Origin of the sequence: Streptomyces sp. NRRL F-525 (genome assembly GCF_000716605.1) — a bacterium.
In the GTDB taxonomy this organism is placed as follows: domain Bacteria; phylum Actinomycetota; class Actinomycetes; order Streptomycetales; family Streptomycetaceae; genus Streptomyces.
This window is the reverse complement of the sequence record NZ_JNXE01000010.1, coordinates 81,585-96,503: the sequence shown is the minus strand read 5'-3', so window position 1 is coordinate 96,503 and position 14,919 is coordinate 81,585. Positions and strand designations below refer to the sequence as shown.

Annotated in this window: 13 protein-coding genes and 1 pseudogene; 6 read left to right on the top strand and 8 right to left on the bottom strand. The window is 71.1% G+C overall.

Translation table 11 applies throughout. The features are described 5' to 3' along the window. Positions 1–46: 46 nt before the first annotated feature. Positions 47–1,303, top strand: a complete 1,257-nt coding sequence (locus OO69_RS16930; RefSeq protein WP_033281485.1) for an endonuclease/exonuclease/phosphatase family protein — start codon at positions 47–49, stop codon at positions 1,301–1,303. On the opposite strand, the gene OO69_RS16925 is transcribed toward OO69_RS16930, so the two are convergent. The 4 genes and pseudogenes from OO69_RS16925 to OO69_RS16910 form a co-directional block, all read right to left on the bottom strand. After that, a complete protein-coding gene (locus OO69_RS16925; protein WP_033281484.1) occupies positions 1,300–2,163 on the bottom strand; it encodes a TIGR03619 family F420-dependent LLM class oxidoreductase in 864 nt (287 codons plus the stop codon). The genes OO69_RS16930 and OO69_RS16925 overlap by 4 nt on opposite strands. 48 nt (positions 2,164–2,211) lie before the next feature. Next, positions 2,212–3,411 carry a damage-control phosphatase ARMT1 family protein gene (locus OO69_RS16920; protein ID WP_033281483.1) on the bottom strand — a complete coding sequence of 400 codons (1,200 nt, stop codon included), beginning with the start codon at positions 3,409–3,411 and terminating at the stop codon, positions 2,212–2,214. 22 nt (positions 3,412–3,433) lie between these two features. Further along, complete coding sequence (locus OO69_RS16915) at positions 3,434–4,081, bottom strand: ScbR family autoregulator-binding transcription factor (protein WP_033281482.1); 648 nt, start codon at positions 4,079–4,081, stop codon at positions 3,434–3,436. Positions 4,082–4,410: 329 nt separating this feature from the next. Beyond that, positions 4,411–5,871: pseudogene (locus tag OO69_RS16910) on the bottom strand (S8 family peptidase); the annotation flags it as partial. Positions 5,872–6,220: 349 nt separating this feature from the next. Here OO69_RS16910 and OO69_RS16905 point away from each other — a divergent pair. Further along, positions 6,221–7,165 carry a lytic polysaccharide monooxygenase auxiliary activity family 9 protein gene (locus OO69_RS16905; RefSeq protein ID WP_033281481.1) on the top strand — a complete coding sequence of 315 codons (945 nt, stop codon included), beginning with the start codon at positions 6,221–6,223 and terminating at the stop codon, positions 7,163–7,165. Between the two features lie 60 nt (positions 7,166–7,225). On the opposite strand, the gene OO69_RS16900 is transcribed toward OO69_RS16905, so the two are convergent. Then, positions 7,226–7,876, bottom strand: a complete 651-nt coding sequence (locus OO69_RS16900) for a hypothetical protein (RefSeq protein ID WP_033281480.1) — start codon at positions 7,874–7,876, stop codon at positions 7,226–7,228. 688 nt (positions 7,877–8,564) lie between these two features. Here OO69_RS16900 and OO69_RS16895 point away from each other — a divergent pair. Continuing rightward, a complete protein-coding gene (locus tag OO69_RS16895) occupies positions 8,565–9,248 on the top strand; it encodes a DUF6230 family protein (protein WP_033281479.1) in 684 nt (227 codons plus the stop codon). Continuing rightward, positions 9,248–9,688 (top strand): DUF6114 domain-containing protein, encoded by a 441-nt coding sequence (locus tag OO69_RS16890; RefSeq protein WP_033281478.1) that lies wholly within the window; start codon positions 9,248–9,250, stop codon positions 9,686–9,688. The genes OO69_RS16895 and OO69_RS16890 overlap by 1 nt, the downstream gene beginning before the upstream one ends. Before the next feature lie 93 nt (positions 9,689–9,781). Here the strand turns inward: OO69_RS16890 and tatA are convergent, their stop codons facing one another. From tatA to OO69_RS16875, 3 genes are read right to left on the bottom strand one after another with little or no spacing between them, the layout of a single operon-like run. Next, positions 9,782–10,036 carry a Sec-independent protein translocase subunit TatA gene (gene tatA, locus OO69_RS16885; RefSeq protein ID WP_033281477.1) on the bottom strand — a complete coding sequence of 85 codons (255 nt, stop codon included), beginning with the start codon at positions 10,034–10,036 and terminating at the stop codon, positions 9,782–9,784. 31 nt (positions 10,037–10,067) lie between these two features. Next, positions 10,068–12,545 carry a magnesium-translocating P-type ATPase gene (gene mgtA, locus OO69_RS16880; RefSeq protein ID WP_033281476.1) on the bottom strand — a complete coding sequence of 826 codons (2,478 nt, stop codon included), beginning with the start codon at positions 12,543–12,545 and terminating at the stop codon, positions 10,068–10,070. Then, entirely contained in the window at positions 12,535–12,891 is a 357-nt protein-coding gene (locus OO69_RS16875) for an ArsR/SmtB family transcription factor (protein WP_033281475.1), read from the bottom strand. Before OO69_RS16875 ends, mgtA begins: the two co-directional genes overlap by 11 nt. A gap of 147 nt (positions 12,892–13,038) precedes the next feature. On the opposite strand from OO69_RS16875, the gene OO69_RS16870 reads away from it, so the two are divergent. Beyond that, a complete protein-coding gene (locus tag OO69_RS16870; protein WP_033281474.1) occupies positions 13,039–13,494 on the top strand; it encodes a tellurite resistance TerB family protein in 456 nt (151 codons plus the stop codon). A 383-nt stretch (positions 13,495–13,877) separates the two neighbouring features. Continuing rightward, entirely contained in the window at positions 13,878–14,891 is a 1,014-nt protein-coding gene (locus OO69_RS16865; protein ID WP_033281473.1) for a substrate-binding domain-containing protein, read from the top strand. The last annotated feature ends 28 nt before the right edge of the window (positions 14,892–14,919 follow it).

The following is a 14,919-nucleotide window of genomic DNA, read 5'->3' as shown; positions in this document are numbered from 1 at the left end:
GCAGACTACGGGGGTTCACGTGTCCCCTCCCTTGGCCGGAGTCCCGATGAACCACTCCCGAACCTTCTCCCGCCGCGCCACGCTCGCCTCCCTGGCCGGAGCGGCGCTGGCCGGTACCGCCACCGTGCGCGCGTCGGCGTCCGAGCAGCACGGGCAGCATGGGCGGTACGGGCGGACCGTACGGTTCGCCACGTTCAACGCCTCGCTGAACCGCGCCACCGAGGGCGCGCTGGTCACGGACCTGTCGACGCCCGACAACGCCCAGGCGCGCAACGTCGCCGAGACGATCCAGCGGGTGAACCCGGACATCCTGCTGATCAACGAGTTCGACTACGTCGAGGGCGGCGGAGCGGTCCGCCTGTTCCTCGACAACTACCTGTCCCGGGGCCAGCGCGGCGCCCGCCCGATCCACTTCCCGCACCACTTCACCGGCCCGGTGAACACGGGCGTCCCCTCGGGCGTCGACCTGGACGGCAAGAACGGCGTGGTGACGACGCCTGGTTCGGACGCGTACGGGCAGGACGCGTTCGGCTACGGCTTCTTCCCGGGCCAGTACGGCATGGTCGTGCTCTCCAAGTTCCCGATCGACACCCGCGCGGTGCGCACCTTCCAGCACTTCCTGTGGAAGGACATGCCGGGCAACGTGATCCCTCCCGGGTACTACAGCGACGCGGCCCGCGCGATCTTCCGGCTCTCCTCCAAGAGCCACTGGGACGTGCCGGTCCGGCTCGGCCACGAGACCGTGCACTTCCTCGTCTCGCACCCGACACCGCCCACCTTCGACGGCACCGAGGACCGCAACGGCCGCCGCAACCACGACGAGATCCGCCTGTGGGCCGACTACATCGGCGGCCACTCCCGCAGCGCCTATCTCTACGACGACAAGGGCGTCCGGGGCGGGCTGCGGCCGGGCTCGCGGTTCGTGATCGCGGGCGACCAGAACGCCGATCCGTACGACGGCGACAGCTACGACCACGCCGTACGGCAGTTCCTCGACCACCCGGCGATCAACCTCCCCGCCAAGCCGCCGGCCAGCGCGGGCGGGGTCGAGGCCGCGAAGCTCCAAGGCGGCGCGAACATCGGCCAGTTGGGCAACCCGGCCTATGACACGGGCGACTTCAGCGACACGGCGCCGGGCAATCTGCGCGTGGACCACGTGCTGCCGTCCAAGGGCCTGCTCCCCGGCCGCAACGGCGTCTTCTGGCCGACCTCGGACGACCCGCTGTACCGCCTGGTCGGCGACGGCACCACGGTCGTCACGTCCGACCACCGGATGGTGTGGCAGGACGTGCGGCTGGGCTAGGGCTGTCCGGACAGGTGCGGGACGAGTTCCTCGCCGACCCACGCCAGCGCGTCCGGCAGCGCCTCCGTCTCCACCGGCAGCCACAGCGACGCGGAGACCAGCCCGGCGTCGGCCAGCCGGCCCAGCTCGTCCCGGACGCTCTCGGCGCTCGCCCCGGCTCCGCCCAGCGAGCGCCCCGGCACCTTGACCGCGGGCGCGAACCCGGGCGGCACGAGGAACAGCCCTGCCGTCAGAGCCAGTTGACCGGGGTCGCGGCCAACCTCGTCACCGAGCGCGGCGAGCCGCGCCCGCACCCCGGTGAGCGATTCGGCATCGACCCCGGACCCGTGCCACGCGTCACCGAACCGCAGGGCCCGGCGCAGTGCCGCGTCGCTCTGTCCGCCGATCCACACCGGCGGACCGCCCTCGGTGCGCGGCAGCACCCCGAGCCGTGGCGAGCCCTCGCCACGCCACAACTGCCGTACGACGGCGAGCTGTTCGTCCATACGGTGGCCCCGGCCCGCGAACGGGACGCCTACGGCCGCGAACTCTTCGGCGTCCCAGCCGGTGCCGACGCCCAGGGTGAAACGGCCTCCGGAGAGGCGGTCGAGGGTGGCGGTCTGGTGGGCCAGGATCAGCGGGTTGTACAGCGGCAGGACGAGCACGCTGGTGACCAGCCCGATCCGTCGCGTCGCTCCGGCCACGGCGGCCAGCAGGACCAGCGGGTCCGGGGTCACCCCCAGGTCACCGACCACCGCGTGACCGCTCGCGAAGACATGGTCGAGGCCCAACTCCTCGGCCCTGACGGCGGTTTGGAGGACGTCGTCCAACTCCCCCTCCCCGTCGGGCCACAGACGGTGCGGTGCCACTCCGATACGCATCTCGGTCGTACTCCCCTCGTGCGACAGGAACGTCGGTCACCGACCCAACTACACGGCGGGCGCCGGGGACACCCCCCGCACCTGGATCAGCGCGTGCGTGCCGCCCGTGCGCCAGCGCTGCCCCTCCGCCGCGACCAGCGCGGCCTCCGTTCCGGCGTCCAGGCCCGTGATCACGTCGGACTTGAGGGTGCGCAGGGCGGCGACCGGGCCCGGGAAGTACGCGGTGACGTCGGCGAACGGTGTGGTCGGAGCCCAGCGGCGATCGCCCACCAGGCGGCGGTAGTTGAGGTCGCCCTTCACGATCGTCAGGGTGGCCGCGGCGAACTCGGCGCGGAGGTCGGCGGGCATCTCGGCGTACGGGAGCGGGGCGCAGGAGAAGGGGTGGGCGCGCACGGTGAGACGGCCGTCCGCCATGGCCGACCAGAGGCGGCGGCCGTACGTCGCCGCCGCACCCGGCGCCCCGACGAGGCGGTGCAGGGCGTCGACCACGTCGGCGGTCGTGGCGTCGGAGACGTAGTACGGGTGCGGCTTGATGTGCAACACCGCGCGCTCGACGCGCCGTTGGTCGAGGAGATGAGCCAACAGCAGGAGATCGGGGATGAGTTCGCGGCCGGCGTTGTCGGCGACGAGGCAGAGGGTGCCGGTGCCGGAGAGGAGTGACCAGAGCCGTTCGCTGTCGTCGGCCACCAGGGCCGGGACCGGGTCCTGCGAGGCCGACTCCGCTCCGGCCGCCGAGAGGCGGAAGCCGAGGTCCGCGCGGTTGCCCCAAAGGGAGCCGTGCAGAAGGGAGTTGGCGCGCTCCGCCGGCGGCCTGGACTCCAGCTCGTCCAGTGCGGCGAGCTCCTCGTCCGTCTCGGGGGCGTCGAGTTCGGCGCGCTTGAAGGGGCGGAACGGGTCGATGCCCTGCCAGGCGCCGGGGCCGAAGTAGCCGACGGCTTCGAGGAGTTGGCGGTAGAAGTAGCTCTCGGACCAGAGCCAGGGGACGTCGTACCAGGACTGTCCGCTGTATTTCTCCGTGCCCCACGCCGCCCACCGGTCGTGGTCGGGGGCGTCGGCCGGGAGGGGTTCGATCGTGCCCTCGGTGCAGTTCTTCAGGAGGGCGTCGAGGGCGCGGTGCTGCTCGGGGCCGTAGGGGAAGGCGTCGCGTACCTGGTGGATGATCGCGGGGTGCCGTTCGGCCAGCACGCTGCGGGGGAACGAGCCGGGCTCGTCGCCGAGGATCACGGGCGCGGTGGGGGTGTCGGGCATGCGGCTCACCGTACCGGGCGGGTCAGTCGGCTTCGATCTCCCGCTCCAGGCGCGCCGCGAGGCTGAGGTAGCGGGCGCGGCGGGGTACGGGGACCAGGCCGCGGATCACCAGATGCCACATCTCGGCGGTTCTGCGGGGCTGTAACGCCACCGGTTCGAGGGTGCGGCCCACGACGCGGATGCCGACGAAGAGTCCGACGAGCGTACGGGCCACGGCGTCCACGTCGGTGTCGGGGTGGGCGTCGGCCTCCGCGACGGCGCCGGTGAGTTTGCGGGAGGCGATGTCCAGCCACTCGGTGAAGGGGTGCGGCAGCGGGGGCCGTACCTCGATCTCCCCCGCGGCGAGCCGGAGTCCGGCGCGCGGGATGGGGCCCTCGACGGCCAGCCGCGTCATGCCGAACGTGACACGTATCAACGTCTCCAGTGAGGAGTAGCCCCTGCCGTCCATCTCCTTGGAGATCTGGCGTGAGGCCTTGGCCTGCATCTCCAGGATGGTGTGGGCCAGGTCTTCCTTGGCCGCGAAATGGAAGTACAGGGCGCCCTTGGTGACCTGGGCTTGGTCGACGATGTCGCTCAGGCTGGTGGATTCATAGCCCTGCCGGTCGAAGAGCTCGGCGGCGGCCGTGATGATCGTTGTGCGGGTCTGTTCGGCCCGTAGCTGCCTCACCATCGACTGAAACACTCCTGATGAAGGAAAAACAACGGCCCATGCCGTTTTTTTCTTACCCCCTGTACACAGTAGCTCACGGTATGGCGGTGTCGACCTTGCACCCGAAGACCGCCAACACCCCTCACGTTCCCATCACTTGCGTCTCTGTGTCACCCCTGCCCCGACTCTTGACCACTTTCGGTGGCTGTGGCACGTGTCAGCGCCGGTTCCCGGCCAAACGGAAGACCGACCGCCCTGGCGAGGCACCTCCGGGGAAGTGCCTCGCCCTACGGGTCAGTCGGTCTGTTTCTGTGGATACCCTGTGCCGCGACCTACCGGGCGGAGGGCGCGCTGCCGCTGCCGCCGCTCACGGCCTGGACGGTCTTCGCCGCGTCCGCGAGACCGGCACCGCAGCCGCCGGAGCAACTGCCGGGCAGGGCACGGGCGTTGGCCTTGATGGCCGCCTCGATCTGGGCCGGGGTCAGCGCGGGGTCGGCCGACTTCATGAGCGCGACCAGGCCCGCGATGTGCGGGGTGGCCATGCTGGTGCCCTGGTAGTAGGCGTACGACTCGGTGGACGGCGTCTTGGTGCCGGAGTTCAGCGTGGAGTAGATGCCGTTGGCGGTGCCGGTGCTGGTCTGGCCGCCGGGGGCCGAGATGTCCACGCCGGAGCCGTAGTTGGAGTAGGACGCCTTGGCACCGGCGCGGTTGGTGGCGGCGACCGAGATGACGTTGGCGCAGTTGCCCGGGGAGTGGTTCGCGACGTTGTCGTTGTCGTTTCCGGCAGCGACGACGACTGTCGTACCCCGGTTCACGGCGGCGGTGATCGCGCTCTGGGTGGCCGAGGTGCAGGCGCCGTCGCCGCCCAGGCTCATGTTGATGACCTTGGCGATGTTGGCGTTGGCGGGGACGCCGGAGACGGTGCCGCCGGACGCCCAGGTGATGGCGTCGATGATGTCGGAGTCGTAGCCGCCGCACTTGCCGAGGACGCGCAGCGGGGAGATCTTCGCGCCGTAGGCGATGCCCGCGATGCCCTTGCCGTTGTTGGTGGCGGCGGCGATGGTGCCCGCGACATGCGTGCCGTGCCAGGAGGAGGGGCTGGCCGGGATGCCCGCGCCGCACTCGTTCGCGGCGTAGTAGTCGCCGGGGTCGGCCGGGTTGCTGTCGCGGCCGTTGCCGTCGACCGAGACGGCGGTGTCGCTGATGAAGTCGTAGCCGGCGACGATGTTCGCGGCGAGGTCGGAGTGGGTGACGTAACCGGTGTCGATGACGGCGACGGTGACCCCGCCGCCGGTCGAAGTCGGCCACGCGGCGGGCACGTTCATCCCGGCGGTGGACTCGAAGAGGTCCCACTGCCTGCTGTACCCGGTGTCGTTCGGGTCGGCCTGCGGGGTGTTCAGCCGGTCCGGTACGACGTAGGAGACCTGCGGGTCGGATCTGAACTCGGCGATGACGTCGGCGACTTCGGTCGTGCTGCGGGCGTTGCCGAGGCCGACCAGGGCGGCTCCGGTGCCCAGGCGGCGCTGGAAGTCGACGTTCTCGCCGGTCTCCTTGCCCTTGGCGGTGGCGTCGGCCTCGGCGGCGCGGTTCGAACTCGCCTCGGCGGCACCGGACTTGTAGCCGACGATGAGGCGCTCGGCGAGGGTGCCGGGGGCGGCCTCGGTCTGTCCGGACAGGGCCGGCGCGGCGGCCTGGGTGGGGGGCACCTGGGCGACGGCGGCAGAGGTGGCGACCGTGGCGAGGAGGGCCGCGGAGACCGCGGCGACGGATATCAGGGTCCGTCCGGTGGGGAATGCCGTGGGAGTGCGCAAGGGCTTGCCTTTCGTGGCCGTACTCCAACAAGCGCGGAGCAGCGGTCGATTCGCTTCGTCGTCGAAGCGGCGGGGGGTCATCGAGAAAAGCGGCGCGGTGGCCGACCAGGCGCGGGGAGCCGACCGGTCAGGGGTGGCCTGTGGGTCAGCTGTGGCCAAACGATAGGCAAAGAGAAGGTCATGCGGATACGGGGAAAACCCTCGATCGGGCCGGAAACCGACCCTAGATGTCCGGCAGTCGCCCGGACGCGCCCCGCTGCGCGGCGGCCGGAGGAACTGAACGCGCCGGGCCCGCTGCCCGTATTGCACGAACAGACCGTTGCCGCCCCCGGCCGAGGAGACGATCCGGATGCCCCGGACGACCGCACATCGCACCGCCCTGGCGGCCGCCGCCCTGGCCCCGCTGCTGCTCACCGTCTGGGCGGCGGGTCCGGCGCAGGCGCACGGGGCGCCGACGTATCCGGTCAGCCGGGTCTACGCCTGCTCGCCGCAGGGCGGCAGCGCGGCCGGGTCGACGGCCTGCAAGGCGGCCGTGGCGGCGAACGGAGGGCCCTTCACGTTCTGGGACAACATTCGCGTCCCCGACATCAACGGGCGGGACCGGCAGCTGATCCCCGACGGGAAGCTGTGCAGCGGTGGCCTGTCCGACTACAAGGGGCTCGACCTCGCCCGTACCGACTGGCCGTCCACGCGGCTGACTCCGGGGGCGAAGCTGACGATGACGTACGCGTCGACGATCGCGCACACTGGGACGTTCAAGTTGTATCTGACGAAGGCCGGTTACGACGCGTCGAAGCCGCTGACCTGGTCCGAGCTGCCGACGACGCCGTTCGCCGAGGTGAAGGACCCGCCGCTGACCGGCGGCGCGTACCGCATCGAGGCGACGCTGCCGACGGGCCGGACCGGGCGCCAGCTGATCTACACCATCTGGCAGAACAGCAGCACCGAGGACACGTACTACTCGTGCTCGGACGTGGTGTTCCCGGGTGGCGGGACCGCGTCTTCGTCCTCCTCGAAGGAGACATCCGCCGCGAAGGACAAGACGGCGAGTCCGTCCGCGTCCGCGGTCAAGTCCCCTACGGCCGCGAGCAGTTCGGCGAAGGCCCCGGCATCCGCCACGGCGCAGAAGGCGTCCCCGTCCGAGGAGAGCACCGCGCCGGGCAGCAGTCCGGTGGCGTCCGACACCGACGCCGCGTCCGGCGGCCCGTCGGCGCCCATGGTGGCGGGCGGCGCCGCCGCGGTGCTCGTGCTCACCGGGGGCGCCGCCCTGGCCCTGCGACTGCGTCGACGCTGACGTCCGACTCGACGCGTACAGGCCCTACTTGCTCCTTGACCGGCCTTCGTCCGGTACTCCTTAGTTGGTGTAGACCGCCGCGCCGTTGTCCGTCACCGGGGCGTACTTCGCGGTGAAGTAGCCCGCGCTGAAGCACAGGGACGAGCCGGAGGTCTTGGTGAAGGCCTGGCTGGTGAAGTTGATGCTGGTGTCGGTGTTGCTCGCCGTGCCGGTCAGGCTGGGCGCCTGGTAGACGCAGGTGATGCTGCCCAACAGGGTGGTCAGCTTGACCGTGGTCTGGATGGTGGAGCCGCTGGCCGGGGTGACGGTCAGGGTGCCGTCCGAGACGGCCGCGGTGGTGTACGGCAGGTTGTCGACCGTGATGCTGGTGACACCGGTGACGCCGAGGACGTTGCTCGTGCAGCTGCTGCTGTCGAAGCTCTGCCCGGAGACGGACTCGGTGGCGGTGCCCGGCGCGGTCGGGTTGTCGGTGACGGTCGCCGTGAACTGCGACGTCGTGCACTTGATGCCGCTGGTGCCGGTCGCGCTGGAGTACAGGGTGGCGGTGGTGCCGGTGGCCAGGGGCGCGGTGAGCACATCGCCGACGGCGACGGCGGTGCCGCCGAGGCTGCCGGTGGTGAGCACGGTGTCGGCCGCCGACGCCGGGGCGATGAAGGGGAGGGTGAGCGCGGCGACGGAGCCGACGAGGGTGAGGACGGTGCGAGTACGCATGCGGGTGTACCTCTTCTTCCGAAGTGGAGGGTCGAACCGGGGGGTTCTCGGGGGGTGGGGGAACTGGGGGTCGAGGGCGCGAGCCACCGCCGCCGGCCGGCGTGAGTTCGCCGCCGCCGGCCCGTGACGCCTTCTCCGTACGTGACGGGCCGGGGCGGCGGCCGGCCGGTGACCGGCCGGAGGCCCGCGGGGGTTGGGGGTCTCCGGCCGGGCCGGGCGGTGGGGCGGACGGCACGACCAGGGGGGAAGCGGCCGTGCCGGGCCGCGGGGGTTCGGACTCTGAGGGCGTGAAGTGCCCCTGTGGAAAGGGAAGTCCGGGAACGCGGCTCGTGCCGCGCGGCGGATCCGGCGCCACGGATCCGGCAAACAAGGGAGAGTTGTAGACCTGAGTGTCCGTCAACGTCAAGAGATGCAGGGCAAGTTGATGTACAAGCCGGGACTCGCCGGAGGTGCGCGAAAGCCTTGCCTCACAGGTGGCGCATCATCAACACTCTTTTTTCACAACTCCCTTGACCCTTCAATGTAACCCCCGGTAACTTCCTCGACGGCTACTGCTGCGTAACCTTGAAAGCCCTTGCACCCGCCGGGAGTTGTGGGGAGGGGTTCGCCGCACCCGCTGTCCGCGCCAGGACAACGCGCCACTTCGATACCGACTCGCGTTGAACCAGAGCAGCACATGGGAGCAGACATGGCTTCACCCTCGGACGCCAACCCGTCCAACGGAAACACCCCTGAGCAGCCGGAAAGCGGTTCCGCACCCGCGACCGCCGAGGGGCCCGAGAGACGCGGTCAGGTCCGACTGCGCCGTGCCGCGATCATGGCGGTGCCGGCCACGCTGGCCGCGGCGGCCCTCGCGGTGCTCACCGCGCAGGGCGCGCTGGGGGTGCAGTTCTCCATCTCGGGCATGCCGTTCACGGTCACGGCCAAGTCGCTCGACGGCACCGGCTTCGAGCAGTTCGGCGACCTGGACAGCATGATCCCGAACAGCCCGAACGAGGGCGACACCGGCGGGCAGGTGCTGATCATGACCTCCGCCATCAAGAGCGCCACGCTGGACAGCCTCTGCCAGAGCGTCGACCTGGGCGGGGTCAACCTGCTGATCAAGGCGGGCAGCGGCTCGACGAAGGTCACGGCGACCGACCTGACCACGGACTCGACGGAACTGTCGGGTGACGCGTCCTTCGGCAACATCCAGATCGGCAACGACGCCAGCACGCTCAACAAGGCGGGTGTGCAGGGCAAGAAGGGCGTCTTCAGCCAGCAGTCCGACACCGTGCACATCGACAACCTGCGGCAGACCAACTACGCGACCACGGCGGGTGTGTTCAAGCTGCCGGGCCTCAAGCTCAGCTTCAGCGACTCGGGTTGCTGATGTCGGAGAACCTGCCACAGCAGGGGAGAGGGCCCGCCTTCCGGCGCTGGCGGGCCCGCCGTCCGTTCTGGGGCGGGCTGCTGCTCGCCCTGGGCGGGGCGGAGATCCTGCTCACGGAGAAGGTGTCGCTGAAGGTCGCGATGCACATCGGGATGCAGGGCATGACCGGGTATCTGCTCCCGGTGATGATGCTGCTGTGCGGACTGCTGATCCTCTTCAGCCCGGGCCAGCGGCTCTTCTACTCGATCATCGGGATCCTGTGCAGCCTCGGCAGCTGGCTCACCTCGAACCTCGGCGGCTTCTTCGTCGGGCTGCTGCTGGGCATCGTCGGCAGCTGCATGACGTTCGGCTGGCTGCCGGACCAGGAGCCCCGGTCGGAACGCCGCCGCCGCAAGCGCGAGGCGAAGACGACCACGAAGTCCCTCCAGCACCAGGCCTGACCCCGCGCCCCGGCCCCGGCGACAGCCGGGGCTCGACGCGTGCGGCAACCACCGAACCCCCGCCGTCCGTACGGTGGGTGACGGGGAGTCAGATCAACTGGCGGCCGCGGGCGGTTCCGTCGCGGGGGCGACCGTGGACTCGGCGACCGCGGACTCGGCGGCCTGATACGTGGCGGTCGGCTCCGTCACGTTGCCCTCCTCCTTCATCGCCTTCGCCTCGCTCTTGAGGATGCGCATGGACTTGCCCAGTCCGCGGGCGGCCTCCGGGAGCTTCTTCGAGCCGAACAGCAGGATGACCATGATCGCCACGACCAGCAGGTGCCATGGTTCGAGTCCGTTGCGGAGCATGACGTCGCCCTTTCTTCCCTCACAACAGTTGCTATGTTGCGCAACTGTACAACCCTGAGGTGGATCGCAAACCCCTCAGGGCCAGGGCATACACACCGAGCACGGCCGCCAGGAGGACGTAGTAGGGGAACGCCGGCCCCGTCATGCCCAGCGCGGCGCCCAGCGGGCTCAGGGGCAGCAGTACTCCCGCGGCGGCGAGCGCGACGGCGGCTCGCCCCACCGGCCCCGGCGCACCGCCCCTGGTCCGCAGGAGGAGCATCACCAGCGACTGGGTGAGCAGGTTCTCGGTGAACCAGGCCGAGTGGAACAGCACCTCGTCGTCCACGGCGTCCGGCCCCCGCAGCGCCAGCGCCAGCACCGCGAACGTCGCCAGGTCCGCGACCGCGTTCAGCACCCCGAACCCGGTGATGAAGCGGAGGAACGCCCGCGGCCGCAGCACGGTCGGGCGGCGCAGCGCCGCGGCGCCGGGACGGTCGTAGGCGAAAGCCAGTTGGGCCGCGTCGAAGCAGAGGTTCTGGGCGAGCACCTGGGCCGGGAGCATCGGCAGGAAGGGCAGCAGCAGGCCCGCCGCGAGCATCGCGATGACGTTGCCGAGGTTCGAGGAGAGGGTGATCCGCAGATACGAGGCGATGTTCGCGCTGCTGTGCCGCCCGGCCGTGACCGCGTGCCGGACCGCGGCGAGATCCTTGCCGGCGAGCACGACGTCCGCGGCCTCCCGCGCCACGTCCACGGCGGCGCGCGGCGCGATCCCGACGTCGGCGGCGAGCAGTGCGGGCACGTCGTTCAGCCCGTCCCCGAGGAAGCCGACCGTGTGCCCGGCCGCGCGCAGGTCGGCGACCGCGCGGGCCTTGTCCTGAGGCGTGCAGCGCGCCTCGACCCGTACCTCCCCCTCCTCCAGTCCCAACTCCCGGCACACCCGTGCCGCCGTAGCCGGATGGTCCCCCGTGAGGATCCGCACGCCGATCCCCAGGTCGGCCAGAGCCCGTAGCGCCTCCCCCGCGTCCGGGTTCAGCGCGTCGTGGAATGTCACCAACCCCCGGAAGACCAGGCCCCGTTCGTCCGCCGGGCCGTAGTCACGCGCGCGTGCGGGACGTTCGGCGGTGGCGACCGCCAGCAGCCGCAGCCCGGACTCCGCCTCCCGACCGGCCAGGGTCAACAGCCGCTCGCGATCGGCCTGTTCGAGCGCACACCGCTCCAGTACGTCCTCCACCGCCCCCTTCACGATCAGCGTGTGCGTGCCGAGGGCCTCCCCCCGCACCACCGCCGTCGCGAGCCGCCGTACCGGATCGAAGGGCACGGCCCCGACCCCGTCGTACGACTCCCCCACCGGTCCCGCCGCCTCCAGCAGCGCCTCGTCGAGCGCGTCCGGCACGGGCGCCTCGGCGAGCTGGAGGGTCCACCAGGCGGCTGTGGCGGCCAGGCGCAGGACATCCGGGTCGTCGAGGCCGTCGGGGCCCAGGGCGCGTTCCACGACCGGGCGGTCCTGGGTGAGCGTGCCCGTCTTGTCGAGGCAGAGGATGTCCACGGCGCCGAGGTCGTGCAGCGCGGGGAGCCGTCGGACGACGACGCCGTGCGTACGGGCGAGCAGCGCGGCCCCGCGCGCGAGGCAGGTCGTGACGATCACCGGGAGCATCTCGGGCGTCAGCCCGACCGCCACCGCGACGGCGAACGGCAGCGTCGCCAGGCCCCGCCCGCGCAGCGCCGCGCCGGCCATCAGGACGAGCGGGGGTGTCAGCAGCATGAACCGGATCAGCACCCAGGAGATCCCGTGCACGGACCGGTCGAACGCGCTCGCCTCCCGCCGCACCGGGCCGCCGTGCGCGGCCGCGAACCGGGTCCGCGCCCCCGTCGACACCACGACCGCCGTGGCACTCCCGGAGACGACCCCGCTGCCCTGGAAACACAGATGCGGCTGCGCGAACGGCCCCTCGTCGTCCGCCCCGGGCAGTTCCACGGCGGCCTTGGCGACCGGTGCGGACTCGCCGGTGAGGGCGGCCTGGTGCACGGTCAGCCCGGTCGCGCGCAGCAGTCGTACGTCCGCGGGGACGAGGTCGCCCGGCCCGAGCCGGATCACATCGCCCGGCACCAGTTCGGCGACCGGTGTCTCCCGGGCCCGTACCGGCGCGTCCGCGTCCGTACGGCGCAGCACACTGGCGGTGGCACCGACCAGCTCGCGCAGGTCGTGCAGGGAGCGGTCGGCCCGGTGCTCCCCGCTGGTGCGCAGCGCGCAGCTCACCGCGACGAGGGCGAGGATCACCGCGGCGGTGCCCCAGGAGGCGACGACCGCCGAGACCAGGCCGAGGCAGAGCAGGACAGCGGTGAAGGGGTCGCGCAGGCCGCGCAGGAACAGGCGGGGCCAGGAGGCCGTACGGCGCTGGGGGACCGTGTTCTCGCCGGTCGCCGCGAGCCGGGCCGCGGCCTCCGGGTCGGTGAGTCCGCGCGGGCCGGTGTCCAGCTGCCGCAGCACCTGGAGCGGGGTGTGCCGGTGGGCGGCGGTGTCAGAGGCCACGGAGTCGGGGGGCGGGCAGGCCGGTCCGGGCGGCGCGGGCGCCGATGCGGGTGACCGCGAGCCGGACGACGTCGACCACGTCGGGGTCGTCGACGAAGTACACCTGGCGGCGGCCCTCGCGGCGGGAGCGGACCAGGCCCGCGAGCTTCAGCTTGGTGAGGTGCTGGCTGACCGCGGGCAGCGCGCCGCCAACCCGCTCCGCGAGCCCGGTGACATCGCTCTCGCCCTGGGCCAGCGCCCACACGATGTGCAGCCGCGCGGGCGAGGCCAGCAGCCCGAAGGCCGCGGCGGCGTCCGCGAGCACGTCGGCGGACGGATCCTCGAAGCCGCTGCCGGCTGCCGCCACCGTGGTCGCCTCCCGTTCCTGACCGGTCCCGTTCGTGAACCGCCCAGTCTAGGCGGCCGGAACTTCTCCCCGGTCCGGGGAGTTTCCACGGTGCCGCAGACGCACGACGGTTTACGTGACGCACGACTTACTACATATGGAGTTCGCATGGCCCTGTGGGACCGCTTCAAGGAGTCCGCGTCGACGATGCAGACCCAGCTCGTGGCGAAGAAGAACGACCTGAAGAGCGGGGCGTTCCGCGACGCGAGCATGGCGATGTGCGCACTGGTGGCGGCGGCCGACGGGACGGTCGACCCGTCGGAGCGGCAGCGCGTCGCCCAGCTCATCGCGAGCAACGAGGTGCTGCAGAACTTCGACGCGACGGACCTCCAGCGCCGTTTCGACGAGAACCTGAACAAGCTGACGGCCGACTTCGCCTTCGGCAAGGTCAGCGTGCTCCAGGAGATCGCCAAGGCGAAGAAGAAGCCCGCCGAGGCGCGTGCCGTGATCCAGATCGGCATCGTGATCGGCGGCGCGGACGGCGACTTCGACAAGACCGAGCAGGCCGTGGTCCGCGAGGCGTGCTTCAGCCTCGACCTGCCGCCGCACGAGTTCGACCTCTGACCCGACCTCCGACTCCCGCTTCTTGTAAGGGAGTTGGCACACCCCTGACGACCTGGACCGCGGTCCGATCCACGCCCCCGCCCCTCGACGGCGGGGCACCCTTCGGGAGGATCCGCCGCGGTCCTTGGCGTAACCCCTCGGTGTCACCACCCGTCCCCCCGCCCGTAACCTCGCCCTCGCAGTGCTCAACTTCCTTACGACGTCGAGATGATCACAATGCGGCGCCAACAACTCACTCCATGTCGCTGCTCACTTGACTACCAGCGGTCACACGCGATTGGCTCCGGCCCAACGGGAGTAACCCGGTCGGCGCACCTCTTACGGCTCCGGGCGCATCCTCCCCGTCCCCCAGCTCGGCCGCACAGCGAGGTGCCGCACCGCCCATGACGACTCCACCCCCACCTCACGCCTCCTTCCGCCTCATACGTGGCACGGCGCTCACCCTCGCCGTGGCCGGCTCCCTGCTGCTCTCCGGCTGCTCGGGGACCGGTGGTTCCGGCTCCGGCAAGGACGCGGCCGGTGCCGCGAGCACGGGCCGGCTCAAGATCGCGCTGGTGACCCACGCGAGCAAGGGCGACGCCTTCTGGCTGCTGGTGCAGAAGGGTGCCGAGGCCGCCGCGGCCAAGGACGGCGTCGACCTGACGTACACGAGCGACCCCGACGCCACCGGACAGGCCGAACTGGTGCGGGACTCGATCAAGGACGGGGTCGACGGCATCGCGCTGACGCTCGCCAAACCGGCCGCGATGAAGGGGCCCATCAAGGAGGCCAAGGCCTCGGACATTCCCGTGGTCGGCCTCAACTCCGGTATCGACTCCTGGCAGTCGGAGGGTGTCCTGGAGTTCTTCGGGCAGGACGAGAGCGTCGCGGGCCGCGCCGTCGGCCAGAAACTGGACGCCCTCAAGGCCAGGCACGCCCTGTGCGTGATCCACGAGCGGGGCAATGTCGCCCTGGAGGCGCGCTGCGCGGGCGTGAAGAAGGCGTTCACCGGCGAGACCGACATGCTCTACGTGGACGGCACCGACATGGACGCCGTGTCCGCCGGGGTGACGGACCGGCTGAAGCAGGACCCCAGCATCGACGAAGTGGTCATGATGGGCGCCGATTTCGCACTGGCCGCGGTCAAGTCCGTGAAGGCGGCGGGCAGCAGGGCCAAGGTCGCGACCTTCGACCTCAACCAGGACCTGGTCAAGGCCGTGCAGAGCGGGGCCATACAGTTCGCCGTCGATCAACAGCCCTATCTGCAGGGCTATCTGGCCGTGGACTCGTTGTGGCTCTACAAGACCAACGGCAACATCAGTGGCGGCGGGGCGGCTCCCGTGCTCACCGGCCCGGCGTTCGTGACGAAGACGAACGTCGGCGCGGTCGCGAAGTTCGCGGCCAACGGAACGCGCTGACCGGACACTTCGTACGAGGATGTAGCGA

Bases quoted from the DNA above. Each gene is read 5' to 3' on its own strand.
- OO69_RS16890 (WP_033281478.1), top strand. From the start codon at position 9,248: ATGTCGGAGAACCTGCCACAGCAGGGGAGAGGGCCCGCCTTCCGGCGC.
- OO69_RS16900 (WP_033281480.1), bottom strand. From the start codon at position 7,876: ATGCGTACTCGCACCGTCCTCACCCTCGTCGGCTCCGTCGCCGCGCTC.
- tatA (WP_033281477.1), bottom strand. From the start codon at position 10,036: ATGCTCCGCAACGGACTCGAACCATGGCACCTGCTGGTCGTGGCGATC.
- OO69_RS16870 (WP_033281474.1), top strand. From the start codon at position 13,039: ATGGCCCTGTGGGACCGCTTCAAGGAGTCCGCGTCGACGATGCAGACC.
- OO69_RS16915 (WP_033281482.1), bottom strand. From the start codon at position 4,081: ATGGTGAGGCAGCTACGGGCCGAACAGACCCGCACAACGATCATCACG.
- OO69_RS16920 (WP_033281483.1), bottom strand. From the start codon at position 3,411: ATGCCCGACACCCCCACCGCGCCCGTGATCCTCGGCGACGAGCCCGGC.
- OO69_RS16925 (WP_033281484.1), bottom strand. From the start codon at position 2,163: ATGCGTATCGGAGTGGCACCGCACCGTCTGTGGCCCGACGGGGAGGGG.
- OO69_RS16930 (WP_033281485.1), top strand. From the start codon at position 47: ATGAACCACTCCCGAACCTTCTCCCGCCGCGCCACGCTCGCCTCCCTG.
- OO69_RS16865 (WP_033281473.1), top strand. From the start codon at position 13,878: ATGACGACTCCACCCCCACCTCACGCCTCCTTCCGCCTCATACGTGGC.
- OO69_RS16905 (WP_033281481.1), top strand. From the start codon at position 6,221: ATGCCCCGGACGACCGCACATCGCACCGCCCTGGCGGCCGCCGCCCTG.
- OO69_RS16895 (WP_033281479.1), top strand. From the start codon at position 8,565: ATGGCTTCACCCTCGGACGCCAACCCGTCCAACGGAAACACCCCTGAG.